Source organism: Pseudomonas entomophila (assembly GCF_018417595.1).
GTDB lineage: Bacteria > Pseudomonadota > Gammaproteobacteria > Pseudomonadales > Pseudomonadaceae > Aquipseudomonas > Aquipseudomonas entomophila_C.
On sequence record NZ_CP070982.1, the window covers coordinates 5202240 to 5215692 of the forward strand.

A 13453-nucleotide genomic window follows, 5' to 3' on the forward strand; every position below is an offset into this window, starting at 1 on the left:
CATCATGTACTTGACGCCTCAGCATGTCCTGCTTGCCGGTGCCACGGGTCTGACGGGTGAACACCTGCTCGACCGCCTGCTCAACGAACCCACCATCAGCCGTGTGCTGGCGCCTACTCGCCGGCCACTGGCCGAGCACCCGCACCTGGAAAACCCAGTGGGTGACCCGGCCGTGTTTCTCCCGCAACTGGCTGGCCGCGTCGATATCGCCTTCTGCTGCCTGGGCACCACGCTCAAGCAGGCCGGCTCCGAATCCGCCTTCCGCGCCGTCGACCTGGACATGGTCGTGGCCTTCAGCAAACGCGCCCGGGAGATGGGCGCGCGCCACCTGCTGGTGATCAGCGCCCTGGGCGCCGACCCGAAATCCACGATCTTCTACAACCGGGTCAAGGGTGAGATGGAGGAGGCACTCAAGCAACAGGATTGGCCGCAGCTGACCATCGTGCGACCGTCGCTGCTGCTGGGTGAGCGCACCCAACCGCGGCTGGGTGAACGCCTGGCCGCGCCGCTGATGCGCCTGGTGCCAGGCAAGTACCGGGGCATCGAGGTTTGCGCCCTGGCCCGGGCGTTGTGGCGCCTGGCGCTGGAGGAAGAGGACGGCATACGCGTCGTCGAGTCCGACGAGTTGCGCAAGCTGGGCAAACGCTGATCATCTGACCTGACGCGACCTCTGTAGGAGCGGCTTCAGCCGCGATGCGGGCAACCCGGTGACTGGCATCCGCTTCGCGAATGATCGCGGCTGAAGCCGCTCCTACAGAGCATCGACCTGCTTCACTCGCTGACCTGAAACTCCACCCGCGCTGTTTCACCACTTTCATCCAACGCACTCAATTCGGTACGCCCGACCTGCTCGAAACGCACCAGCAGGCTGTCCTGCCCACGGGTCTCACCCAGCGGCTGACCATTGAGGAACCACCAGCGCTGCCCTCCACCGCCCAACGCCGAGACTCGCAATTGCAGCGCCTCATCGCTGGTGGCCGGCCTGCGCAAGTTGTCACCCGGGCGCACGCCGACGATCGACAGGGGCGGCGCACTGGCTCCCACTTGCGGCGGGCAGGCCGGATCCACGGTCGGCAGCCGGGCCAACCGCCGCTCCGCCCGGGGCAGCCAGGGCTCCAGGGGCGCCGGCCACAACGCGATGTCGCGGGCCTTGGCGCCTGGACAACCGCTGTCCACCCGCAATCCCTGCTCATTGACCCAGACGGACTCACGCAACCCAAGCCCCAACGGCTGGTCCGCCGCCTGCAAAGTCGGCGGCGTGGTGCCGTCGAGGGTCCAGGCAAAGCGCTGGCGGCGACAGTTGGGGTCCTGGCGGTTCATCGGCTGGCCCAACGGCCAGCAGATCGCCGCAACCCCCACCGAATCCGGCACAGCTTCCACTGGCACGTTGATACCACGCTGGGCATCGCGGTTGCTCAGCAGGTCGTGCACCTGAAGCATCAACGGCGCCGCCGAGGCCAGGCCGAACTGCCCCGGTACCGGGGTGCCATCGGGACGACCGATCCACACACCGATCAAGTAGCGTGGGCCGACGCCAACCGACCATGCATCGCGAAAGCCATAGCTGGTTCCGGTCTTCCAGGCCAACTGTGGGCGCTGCACCAGTTCGGCGTGGGGGTCGCGGTCCGGACGGGCCTGGCCGCTGAGAATACGCCGGGTGATCCAGGCCGAGCCCGGCGACAACAGCCGACGCTCCAGCAACGGGTCCTGAGGTTGCAGGCGAATGTGCGCGCTGCGCCCTTCGCGGGCGAACGCCGCATAGCCGCCGACCAGGTCCTCCAGCCGGCTGCCCGCGCCTCCCAGGATCAGCGACAAGTTCGGCTCAGCCAACGGCGGCAGAATCAACGGCACGCCGCCCATGCGCATCTGCGCGGCGAAACGTTTCGGGCCATAGGCCTCGAGCAACTGCACCGCCGGCAGGTTGAGCGACAGCGCCAACGCGGAGCTGGCCGACACCGGGCCACTGAAACCCATGGAGAAATTGCCCGGGCGATAGTCACCGTAACGCCGCGGTACATCCTGCAGCAGCGACTCGGAATGGATCAGGCCCTCGTCCATGGCCATGGCATAGAGGAAGGGTTTGAGCGTCGAGCCGGGCGAACGCAGCGCGTGGATCATGTCGACATGACCGAAACGACGCTCATCGGCCAGGTCGATCGACCCCAGATAGGCGCGCGCCGCCATGTTTTGCGTCTCCACCACCAGCAGCGCGGCCGAGGTGCGCTCAGGCAGTCGTGCGCGCCAGCCCAGCAGCAGGTCTTCCAGACGCCGCTGCAGGGCGGCGTCGATCGTGGTACGGATCAGTGGCGGGCTGTCGGGGCTGTTCAGGCGCCGGGCCAGCAGCGGCGCCAGCGCCGGCTCCTGGCGAGGGGCGAGCAGCAACGGCTCCTCGCGCGCTTCGTCGATGCGCTGGGCCGGCCACACCTGGTACTCGGCCAGGCGCTGCAGGACCTTGTCACGGGCGCGCTGGGCACGCTCGGGGTGACGGTCGGGGCGCAAGCGGCTGGGAGCCTGGGGCAATACGGCGAGCAACGCCGCCTCGGCGGGCGTCAGGTGTTTCGGTGACTTGCCCAGGTAGGCCCAACTGGCCGCCGCCACCCCTTGCAGAGTGCCGCCGAAGGGCGCGCGGTTCAGGTAGAGCTGCAGGATCTGCTGTTTCGACAGGTGCCATTCCAGCTGTGCCGTGCGCCACAACTGGCGCAGCTTGCCCGCCAGGGTGCGGTCGTGCGGGTCGAGCAGACGCGCCACCTGCATCGACAGGGTGCTGCCCCCCGATACCACCCGCCCACCCCGCAGGTTGAGCCAGGCCGCCCGGGCCAGGGCCATGGGGTTGACCCCGGGGTGCTGATAGAACCAGCGGTCCTCGTAGGCCAGCAACGCCTCGAGGTACAGCGGCGACACCTCGTCCGGGCTGACCGGGTAACGCCATACGCCATCGCCGTCGGCGAAGCGCCACAACGGCGTGCCGTCCTCGGCCAGCACCACCCGCGCCAGGTCATCGCCCGGCATCGGCAATGGCCAGATTCGATCGGCCAGCCATAGCAAGGCAAAGGTCGACAGGATCGTCACGCAGACACGACGCAGCCCCCTGGCAAGGCGCGGGCGCGCTAAGCTTGGCATCGGGAACCGACCGGGCCGGAGGACGGCCAAAGGCGGGGAACCGCCGATTCGTTCATCAGGAAGCGACTATGCATGTAGAAGGTTTTTTCGAGTGGCTGGGCCAGGTACTGGGTTCGGTGATCCGTTTCATCGTCGACGGCCTGGGCGGGTTGTTCAACCTGCTGGCCAACGCCGGCGGCAATTTCATCGACGGCCTGGCACGCACGCTGGGGATGGACACCTCGCTGGTCAGCATCCTGGCACTCATCGTTGGCCTGATGTTGCTGTACTCGGCAATCCGCGCGTTCCTGCGTGCGTCGATCATCCTCGGGATCATCTGGGCGTTGCTGGGGTTGTGGGTGTTGAGCTGGGTGGTGCATTGACCTGTGGGAGCGGGTTCACCAGCGAAGACGGTGGTGAACCCGCTCCCACAGGAGCAGCGCAAGCTTAACGGGCGCGCACTACCATCTCTCCCTGGCTCTCGCCAGTAGCCTGCAGGTTCGGCCGGTACATCGACTCCACCTGCGGCGGCGGGATGCGATAACTGCCCGGCGTCACCGCACGGGCCAGGTACAGCAGGTGGGTGGTGCCGTAGCTGTCGAGCTTGAGTGCCGCCACATAACGATCGTCACGGTACTCCTGGTGCACCACGCTGGCGTTCTGCATCGACTCGCGCCACTGCTTCACCGCACTGCTGGCGTTATCCAGGCTGGCGGCGCTCTGGGCGAGGTTCTGGTTCTCCAGCTCCAGGCCCGCCGGCAGCAGGTCCACCACCAGCGCGTCCGGCACCTGGCTTTGCGCCTTGAGCGCCAGGTGCACCAGCACCAGGTCGCCACTGCGCAGGCTGCGCACATCCAGCGCCTGGCCATTCATGCCCAGGTACTCACGGCGGATCTCCAGGCCATTACCACTGGCGACCGGAGCCTGGCGCGGGTAGCCGGACAAGGTCAGTTGCTGGTACAGCGTGTCGCCACCCTCGTTCTGCACGGTCAGCGGTGAGGCAAGCAGCGGGCCTTCGAGCTTCATGCCCGAGTCGTTGTTGCTGAACTCGCGGATCTCTCCAGCGCTGTTCAGGCGTGCTTTCCAGTTACCTTCTGGCTTGCCCAGCAAGCCGCGGCCGGCGAGGAACAGCGCGTTGCGCTCCTGGGTGGACAGCCAGCGGTTGGCGGCCAGTTCGTCGGACAGCGCGAACAGGCGCTGGTCGACCTGGTTGCCCGCCAGGTTGTTCTCCTGCAACAGCGCCAGGATCAATGCCTGGTCACGCACGGCGCTGCCGTAATCAGCCATCCAGCCCTTGCTGCGGCTAATCGCCAGGCCAGCCTTGAGCACGTCCTGCGAACGCTGCTTGTCGCCCATCTTGTCCAGCGCCACCGCCAGCTGCACCAGCGGCAGGCCGGAGCGGGCATCGGCGCGACGATCGTACAGGCTGCGCAGGGCACCCAGCGGCGCCTGTTGGCTGCGCGCCAGCACCAGGCCGGCGTAGGCTTGTACGGCGAAGCGGGTGTGGTCGGCGTCCTGGCTGTAATCGACTTCGATCAGGTTGCGCTCCTGCACATAACGCAGCAGGCGCTCCGTGGCCTTCTTCAGCACTTCGGCCGGCACGCCGTAACCTTGCTCGCGAGCCCGCAGCAGGAAGTCGGTGACATAGGCGGTCAACCAGTACTCTTCCTCGCTGTCGGAACTCCACAGGCCGAAGCTGCCGTTGTAGCGCTGCATCCCCAGCAGGTGCTCGATGCCCATCTCGATCTTGCGCTTGCGTACATCGGCCGGCTCGCCCTTGATGCCCAGGCGCTTGAGGCTGTCGGCATCAGCGTACAGCGAGGGGTACAGGCCGCTGGTGGTCTGCTCCAGGCAACCGTAGGGGTAGGCCTCGAGGGCGCGGATCTGCTCGGCCAGGTTCAGCGGTGGGCGGCTCGACAGCGCCAGGGTGGCTTCCAGGCCGGCCGGCTCGAACTCGGCCAGGTCGCTCTCAGGCAGGTTCCAGGGTTGGTCCTTCAACGCCACGCGGTAGTGCTTGAGCATCGCCGGGTAGGCTGGGCGAACACCCAGGGTCCACTCGCGCTCGAAGGTGTTGGCCGGCTCGCCCGGCAGCTGCAGGCCATTGACCTGCACGCGCACCTTGCCCTGGCCCAGGCCACCCTGGGCCTGTACCGGGATCATCAGCGTAGTGCGCTGACCTTCGCCGAGGGCGACGTTCTGCTGGGCGCCACCGACCAGGCTCAGTTGGCCTTCGGTGACCAGTTGCACGGTCAGCTGTTGGGCGCGGCCGGACAGGTTGGCCAGGTCCAGCGCCAGGCTGGTGCGGTCGCCGCCGGCGAGGAAACGCGGTGCCGACAGTTCGGCGATCAGCGGTGCGGCGACCACGGTCTTGCCTTCGGCCACACCGAAGTGCTCCTCGGTCCAGGCCTGCGCCATCAGGCGCAGTTCGCCGTTGAAGTCAGGGATGTCGACCGTGGCCTGGCCCTCACCCTTGTCATCGAGCGTCACCGGCACGCTCTGCTGGGCGACGATGGTCACCGTGGTGTTCGGGCGCTTGCCGCCCTTGGCCATGGCGGCGTCACCGCCGAAGGCAAGGCTGGCCAGGCGGCCCTGGCCGGCTTCGATCAGCTGGCCGTAGATGTCCAGTTGGTCGGCGCCATAGGCCTTGCGCCCAAACAGGCTGGCGAACGGATCGGGGGTCTTGAAATCGGTGATGTTGAGGATGCCTACGTCCACCGCAGACAGCAGCACATGGATCTGCTTCGGCACGCTGCCATCAGCGTTGGCGGCCTTGAACTTCACCGTCAACGGCTGCTTGGGGCGCATCTTCTCCGGCGCCTGCAAGCTGACCGCGAGCTTGCGCTCGGCGCGGTCCAGCGGCAGGTGCAGCACGCCCACGGCGCGCTTGGGGGTGGCGTTGGCCTTGCGCTCGCCGGGGCGGATCACCAGGGCGCTGATGTACAGGTCGTGGCGCGCCCATTTCTTGTCCAGCTCGACGTCGAAGGTCTTGCCCTCGGCCGGCACATCGATTTCCTGCCACCACAGCGGGCCATCGGCGGACTCGATCATCAGGTAGCCACTGCCGGCGGCCGGCGGGGTGACCGTGACCTTGGCGGTGGCGCCATCCTTATAAGCGGGTTTGTCCAGGGCGATCTTCACCTGGTCGGGGCGCACGGCGCCGCCTTCGGCGTTGTCCTGGGCACGATAGCCGGCCCAGAAGCGCTCGCTGGAGACCAGACCGGTCTGCGGGTCTTCCACTTCGACACGGTACGGGCCCCACTCCACCTGGAAGTTCAGCTTGGCGGTGGAGCCGGCCTTCACGCTGACGGTTTCCTCGGCCTGGGTGAGGAATTTCTCGTTGTAGTTGTAGCTCCAGCCGTCGCTCTGCGAGTAGTTCCAGTAGTAATCGCGGCGTTCGCGAATCAGGCGCACCTTCAGGTTGTTGGCGGCGAGTTTCTTGCCGTTGCGGTCGGCGACCAGGAACTCGAATTCCACCGGGCCATCGCCATCGGTTTCCTCGCCATCGAACAGGCCACGCAGCCCAGGCAGGCGCTCGGCTGGCCAGATGGGCTGCTCCAGGCGACGGGTGATCGGCCGGCCACCGGACTCCTGCAGGCTGGCCTGTACGGTCAGTTGCAGCGGCGAACGGGCCTCGGCCCAGCGGCTTTCGATCTCGATGCGGGCCTTGCCGTTCTGGTCCAGGGTGACTTCGTCCAGCTCAAGGTCCTGGTTCAGGTCGGTCTCGGTGACCGCGCCGAACTGGTAGCCTGGCAGCGCCTTCACCGCTTCGCGCAGCGGGCGTACGTAGGCCTGGCCGCTCAGGCGGTTGCCGGCGGCGGGCGCGCCATAAAGGTAGCGGCCGTTGACCTGGATGGACGCGGTCTCGTCCGGCGACAGCGGCGTGCTGCTGCCCTTGAGCTCCAGCGCCAGGCGCTCGGGGAGGAAGTCCTCGACGAGGAATTCGTAGACCTGCTTGCGACCACCGCCCAGGTCCAGCAGCAGTTGCCAGCGGCCGGTCGGTGCCTCGGTGGCCAATTGCAGTTGATACTGGAACAAGCCGTTCTGGTCGGCCTCCCAGACGAATTTACGACTGACCTGCTCGTCCGGGCGACGGACTTCCACGCTGACCGGCTGGGCCTTGACCGGCTTGCCGTCCTGGTCACGCAGCAGGCCGTTGAGCAGTACGGTCTCGCCCGGGCGATAGAGGTCACGCGGGCCGAAGATGAAGAACTGCAGCGGATTGGCCTGAGGGCCGGTGATATCGAACTCGGCCAGGTCCAGGGCGGCGGTGTTCAGGCGCAGCAAGGTGGTGTGCACGCCTTGGGTGGCGATCAGGGTGTCGGCCTTCGGGGTGATGGGTAGCTGGGCGTGGCCATCGCCGTCGGTCTTGGCCTGGGCCAGCAGCTTGCCCTTGTCGTCGTGCAGTTCGAGGGTGACGTCCTTGAGCGCCTTGCCGCCTTCCAGGGCCTGGGTGAACACGTCCAGGCGATCGCGGTAGCGGTGGGCGGACACGCCGATGTCGCTGAGGGTGAACAGGGTGGCCGGCTGCGAGTAGTCGTAGGTGCCCGAGGCGCGCATCACTGCCAGGTACACGCCCGGCTCCTGCAGCGGCTTGATCCCGGCGATCGGCAGCAGCACGGTCTCGCGGGTATTGCGCGCGGGGTTGAGGTCGAAGCGGCCGCTGTAGACCAGTTCGGCCATGTCCAGGGTTTCCTTGGACTGGTAGTAGTACAGGCTGGAGTTGCGGCCCCAGTTGACCAGAAAGGTCGAGAGCATGTCCGGCTTGATGCGGAAGAACTCGACATCGACCTTGTCGACGTTCAGGGCGATCACCGGCAGGCCTTCGGCCAGGCGCGTGGGCAACAGCGAGCCACGGCTGGCGAAGCCCACGGTGGGCTGCATGTCGCGGGTTTCGAAACGGCTGACCGACTCGGCTTCCAACGCGTTGCCGTTGACCGACAGCAGGCCCTTGTCGATGGTCAGGACCATCTTGCGCTGCGGCTCCAGGTGGCGCAGGCGCAGTTCCATCTGATTGTCGGAGAGTTCCCAGGCACCGTCGACCTTGCCTTTGACGGTGTCCACCAGGTGCAACTTGGCGGCGAAGTCCTGGCTGGCGTCCAACGGCGCGGAGACGCTGACCGACAGGGTACTGGCGCCATCGAGCTGGACTTCCGAGACGTCCAGCACAGTCAACTCGCGGCCGGCGTAGCGCTTGGCGAGCGCGGCTGGGTCTTCGCGCTTGGCCGCTTTGGTCTCGCTGGGCGCGACGGCGGTGGCCGCATCGGCAGGCGCTGGTGGCTTGTCCTGCGTGGAGGAATCACAGGCACTGAGCAGGGCCAGCGCGCAGGCCAGCAACAATCCTTTGTTGAGCATTTGAGAGAGAACTCTTCGGCAGCATGTACGTGAGGGCAGCAACTATAGCGTAACGGCGGCTGGCTTACCTGCTGAAGAGTGGCAAGTGCGACGCTGTTCGCGCAGATGGATGACCCGACCGCTACAATGGCGCCGCGAATGAGGCACCTCTTCCCTCCGGAGCACGCATGCGTTCACTGTCCACCGCCTGGCGCGACCAGCCCACCCACCGCAAGGTCTGGGGCCTGGCCGTGCCGATGATCCTCTCCAACATCTCGTTGTCCCTGGTGGCCCTGGTCGACACTGCGGTGATCGGCCACTTGCCACACGCCCACCAACTGGGCGCGGTGGCGGTCGGCGCCACCCTGTTCGCCTTCATCGTCGGGCCGATGGGCTTCCTGCGCATGGGCTCCACCGGTTTCGCCGCCCAGGCCGCCGGTCGCGCCGATGGTGCCGCGCTGCGCCAGGTGCTGGTGCAGGGGCTGTTGCTCGCGCTCGGCTTTGCCCTGTTGATCGGTCTACTGGCCCTGCCCTTCAGTCAGCTGGCACTGAAGGGCATGCAACCCAGCGAAGCCCTGCTCGCCTCCACCGAAACCTTCTTCCACACCCGCCTGCTCGGCCTGCCGGCAGCACTGGCCTGCTATGCCCTGGTGGGTTGGTTCCTGGGCACACAGAATGCCCGGGCGCCCTTGGCGATCATGCTCACTACCACCGTGCTCAACATCGCCCTGAACCTGTGGTTCGTGCTCGGCCTGGATTGGGGCGTGCTCGGCTCGGCACGGGCCTCGGTGATCGCCGAGTGGAGCGCCGCCCTGCTAGGCCTGGCCCTTACTCGCCCGGCGCTGCGCGCTCATCCCGGGCGCATCGTCTGGGCCGCCTTGAAACGCTGGCAAGCCTGGCGCCCCCTGCTGGCAGTAAACCGCGACATCTTCCTGCGCAGCCTGGCGTTGCAGCTGGTGTTCCTGTTGCTGACCGTGCAGGGCGCGCGGCTGGGCGAGGCCACCGTGGCCGCCAACGCGCTGTTGCTCAACGGCCTGCTGCTGACCGCCTACGCCCTCGATGGTCTGGCCCACGCGGTCGAAGCCCTGTGCGGCCACGCCATCGGCGCCCGCGACCGTGCAGCCTTGCAGCGCACATTGGTGGTCGCGGGTGGCTGGTCGTTGATTGCCAGCCTGGGCTTCGCGGTGCTGTTCATGCTGGGCGGGCACTTGTTCGTCGATTTGCAGACCGACATCGCCAGCGTGCGCGAGGCGGCGTATCCGTACCTGCCCTACCTGGCGGTGTTGCCGTTGATCGCGGTGTGGAGTTATCTGCTCGATGGGCTGTTCATCGGCGCGACGCGGGCGCGGGAAATGCGCAATGGGATGCTGGTGTCGGTGTTGATTGCGCTGCCCGTGGCGTTTGCCCTGCGCGGGTTCGGCAACCATGGGTTGTGGTTGGCGTTTCTGCTGTTCATGGCGTTGCGGGGGGGGACGCTGGGGTGGGTGGGGTGGCGGTTGATACTCAAGAAACAGTGGGTGTGACAGCAAACAAATTGCAAAGTATATGGTCTTGACTCAGGCGTCCAAGCAGCTCAAAACACAAGTCCCACGGAGGGGATCACCTATAAAACATTGAGCAAGGAGCCAATATGTACCCTCCTCCAGCCCCGCCAGGGGTATCCATTACCAGTAATCTTCACTCGGCCAGCATGGAAAGGCACTACTTCAAAAACGGTGGCACTGCATTTCTCTTGTCGTGGTTCTATAACAAAGTACGCAACCGCGGCGAATGGGATTACAAGCAACACGGCCGCAAGTACGAAGCATTCGGAAATTTCAATTACGGTGCCTGCGGGACGGCAGCTGGAATTTCGCCGGAGATCTTGTTGAGAGGGGCGGGATGGGCCCAAGGACGTGCGGGAACAAGTAATCCAGCTTTCGGTAACTGGTGGGGAGACGTGCCGTATGGCGATGACCCGAGCGACCAAGAGTGGATCAAGGCAGGTATCGACTATGCAAAATCGTTGGGCTATTAAATGGCTGACTGGAGTGTTGGGGGGGATAGCACTGGCACAAGCCTTATGGATCTGGATCCCGGCAGCAGAACCACAGTTGGACAAGCTGATCCGCTCAACCCCCATCGGCATCCATAGCGCCATCTATGAAGTACTGAGCGATAGCGGTGGCGCGACAGTACCGCTAACTTACCTGTATTTCATTGCCAACCGCCAAGAAAACGAGCATCTGATACTCGAAGACCTTCGGAAACGCTCTCCTTTCCTGATCACAAAGCAAGCAGACGCCGTTAAAAAAGTCGAGGGTCTGAAAGTACAAGCTCGAACCCATGACACCGTCTATCGATACACGAGCGTTGCTCTTCTCAAGGAAGGTGGGAAAGCGCTTCCCGTCATCATTGAGCTCACCGCAACAGACGATACTGAGCACTAAAACAAAGGGGCCGCTATGCGGCCCCTTTGTTCAAATCAGGAGGACAAGTACGACGAGCGAGTCAAACCAAGACGCAACGCATCGAGGAACTGCGTCCGCTCCCGCGCGCTGATCCGTGCGCTGGCCACCTTGTCGCGGTAGTGGGTCATCAACTCCTCCGGCGACAGGTGCACGTAGCGCAGCATGTCCTCGATGGTGTCATGGGTCTCGATACCGGCGTGGTACACGCTGCCGTCGGCGTTCTGGTAGATGTTCACCGAGTCGGTGTCACCGAACAGGTTGTGCATGTCGCCCAGGATCTCCTGGTACGCGCCCACCAGGAACACACCCAGCAGGTAGTCCTCGCCCACCTTGACCGCATGCACCGGCATGCTGGTCTCGATGCTCTGTTCGTCGACGTACTGGTTGATCTTGCCGTCGGAGTCGCAGGTCAGGTCCTGCAGCACGGCGCGGCGCAGCGGCTCTTCGTCCAGGCGGTGCAACGGGATGATCGGCAGCACCTGGCCGATGGCCCAGGTGTCCGGCAGGCTCTGGAACACCGAGAAGTTGCAGATGTACTTGTCGGCCAGCTTGTCGTTCAGCTCGTCCAGCACCTGGCGGTGCGAGCGCTGGCGGGCCTTGAGCGAGTTGTGCAGGCGGCGGCACACGGCGAAGTAGCATTGCTCGGCCAGCGCTTTCTCGGCCAGGGTCAGCTTGCCGTCGGCGTACTGCGCGGCCACGTCACCCATGTAGTGGGTGGCGCGCCAGTACGTCTCGGTGACCATCTCGATGTCGGTCGGGCCCAGCAAGTCGGCCAGCCATTGCACGGTTTCGGGCAGGCTTTCCTTGTTCTCGATCACCGGCATTTCGTCGTTGTGGCTCTCGACGTCGGTCACCTGGATCACCAGCATGGCGTGGTGCGCGGTCAGCGAGCGGCCACTCTCGGAGAAGATGTGCGGGTGTGGCAGGCCCTGCGCGTCGCAGAACTCCTTGAGCATGCCGACCACCACGCCGGCATAGTCGTCCATGTCGTAGTTGATCGAGCTGGCGTTGCGCGAGTGGGTACCGTCGTAGTCGACGCCCAGGCCACCACCGACGTCGATGTGGTCGACCGGCAGGCCCAAGGCGCGCAGCTCGCCGTAATAACGGATGGCTTCCTTGAAGCCGTGCTGGTAGTCCGCCAGGTTGGCGATCTGCGAGCCCATGTGGAAGTGCAGCAGGCGGATGCCCTGGTCGAGCCCGGCATCACGGAAGCGCTGCACCACCGAGATCAGCTGGGCGGCGGACAGGCCGAACTTGGACTTCTCGCCCCCGGTGTCGGCCCACTTGCTCGACGCCAGCGACGACAGGCGCACGCGCAGGCCGACCTGCGGCTTGACCTTCAGCTCCGCGGCTTCCTCGATCACCAGGGCGACCTCGGATTCCTTCTCGATCACGATGAACACGTTGTGGCCGAGCTTCTGGCCCATCAGCGCCAGGCGGATGAACTCGCGGTCCTTGTAGCCGTTGCAGACGATGGTGCCGCCTTTCGGGGCCAGCGCCAGCACCGCCAGCAGCTCGGGTTTGGAGCCGGCCTCCAGGCCGATGGAGACGTTCTGGGTGGCGATGATGTTCTCGACCACCGCTTCCTGCTGGTTGACCTTGATCGGGTACAGCGCGGTGTACTGGCTCTGGTATTCGAGGCGCGCGATATTGGCGTCGAAGGCACCGGTCAGCTGGCGCACGCGGTCCTGCAGGATATCCGGGAAACGGACCAGCAGCGGCAGCGACAAACCGCTCTGGCGCAGCTCCTGGACTTGCTCGAACAGGTCGATCGGTGCGCTTTCCGGGCCGTTGGGGCGCACTTCGACGCGCCCGGCTTCATTGATGGCGAAATAACCAGCGCCCCAATGGCGGATGCCATAAACACTGCGGCTGTCGGCCACGGTCCACTGGCTACCATCGTCTTTGCGTGTGCGTCGTACGGACATTCAAGTCCCCTATAGATAAGTCCAAGACACTGCCCCGTCAGGTGGCGGGCGCAGTGTAGAAGCTGAAAATGACGAATCGTCCGTGCCCCCGGATAGACCCTGGCCACGGCATCGAGTTTAGAAAGCGCTGGGCGAAAAGTCGCGCGACGGCCTCAGCCGCCGGATTTCTTCGCCTTGAAGCCCTGTTTGATCAGCTCGCCGAGCAACAGTTCGACGTGGTCGCCCTGAATCTCGATGACCCCGTCCTTGAGCGCGCCGCCGGTGCCGCAGCGACGCTTGAGCGTGCTGGCGAGCTCCTTGAGCTGGTCGAGGGGCAAGGGCACGCCGGTGATCGTGGTCACGGTCTTGCCGCCACGACCTTTGCTTTCACGGCGCACACGGGCGATGCCATCCCCTTCGGGGATGAGCTGTTGGCTGCAAACGCAGGCGTCCACCGGTTTGCCACAGTCGGGGCAGTGCCGACCGGCATCGGTGGAATATACGAGACCGCCCAGGGCGGCGAAGGAAGAAGCTTTCTTGGCCACTTTTGTTCCTCTGTGCTGAGGACAAAAACTGGTCGACGGGAGCCGACCGCGAAGCCCCACTCTGGCAGGGGCGGCGCTACTGTCGCAAGGTCCTGCGACAGCCCGAAAAGGGCGCGCAGTG

At 65.4% G+C, this 13453-nt stretch carries 9 protein-coding genes; 5 read left to right on the forward strand and 4 right to left on the reverse strand.

The window, feature by feature from the left end; translation table 11 throughout:
• The first annotated feature begins 4 nt into the window (after positions 1 to 4).
• Positions 5 to 649 carry an oxidoreductase gene (locus JYG34_RS22835; protein WP_011535856.1) on the forward strand — a complete coding sequence of 215 codons (645 nt, stop codon included), beginning with the start codon at positions 5 to 7 and terminating at the stop codon, positions 647 to 649.
• A gap of 122 nt (positions 650 to 771) precedes the next feature.
• Here the strand turns inward: JYG34_RS22835 and pbpC are convergent, their stop codons facing one another.
• On the reverse strand, positions 772 to 3120 hold the full coding sequence (gene pbpC / locus JYG34_RS22840) for a peptidoglycan glycosyltransferase PbpC (protein WP_213658454.1): 2349 nt from the start codon (positions 3118 to 3120) through the stop codon (positions 772 to 774).
• A gap of 68 nt (positions 3121 to 3188) precedes the next feature.
• On the opposite strand from pbpC, the gene JYG34_RS22845 reads away from it, so the two are divergent.
• A complete protein-coding gene (locus JYG34_RS22845) occupies positions 3189 to 3482 on the forward strand; it encodes a hypothetical protein (protein WP_213658455.1) in 294 nt (97 codons plus the stop codon).
• A gap of 64 nt (positions 3483 to 3546) precedes the next feature.
• Here JYG34_RS22845 and JYG34_RS22850 read toward each other — a convergent pair whose 3' ends face one another.
• A complete protein-coding gene (locus JYG34_RS22850) occupies positions 3547 to 8451 on the reverse strand; it encodes an alpha-2-macroglobulin (RefSeq protein WP_213658456.1) in 4905 nt (1634 codons plus the stop codon).
• 167 nt (positions 8452 to 8618) lie between these two features.
• On the opposite strand from JYG34_RS22850, the gene JYG34_RS22855 reads away from it, so the two are divergent.
• From JYG34_RS22855 to JYG34_RS22865, 3 genes are all read left to right on the forward strand, one after another.
• Positions 8619 to 9953 (forward strand): MATE family efflux transporter, encoded by a 1335-nt coding sequence (locus JYG34_RS22855; RefSeq protein ID WP_213658457.1) that lies wholly within the window; start codon positions 8619 to 8621, stop codon positions 9951 to 9953.
• Positions 9954 to 10120: 167 nt separating this feature from the next.
• Entirely contained in the window at positions 10121 to 10447 is a 327-nt protein-coding gene (locus JYG34_RS22860) for a polymorphic toxin type 44 domain-containing protein (RefSeq protein WP_249746194.1), read from the forward strand.
• Positions 10425 to 10859, forward strand: coding sequence for a hypothetical protein (locus tag JYG34_RS22865; RefSeq protein WP_213658459.1), 435 nt, complete (start codon positions 10425 to 10427; stop codon positions 10857 to 10859). The genes JYG34_RS22860 and JYG34_RS22865 overlap by 23 nt, the downstream gene beginning before the upstream one ends.
• A 35-nt stretch (positions 10860 to 10894) precedes the next feature.
• Here the strand turns inward: JYG34_RS22865 and speA are convergent, their stop codons facing one another.
• Both speA and JYG34_RS22875 read right to left on the reverse strand, forming a co-directional pair.
• Positions 10895 to 12808, reverse strand: a complete 1914-nt coding sequence (gene speA / locus JYG34_RS22870) for an arginine decarboxylase (protein ID WP_213658460.1) — start codon at positions 12806 to 12808, stop codon at positions 10895 to 10897.
• Positions 12809 to 12960: 152 nt separating this feature from the next.
• Positions 12961 to 13332, reverse strand: a complete 372-nt coding sequence (locus JYG34_RS22875) for a translation initiation factor Sui1 (protein ID WP_213658461.1) — start codon at positions 13330 to 13332, stop codon at positions 12961 to 12963.
• Positions 13333 to 13453 lie beyond the last annotated feature (121 nt).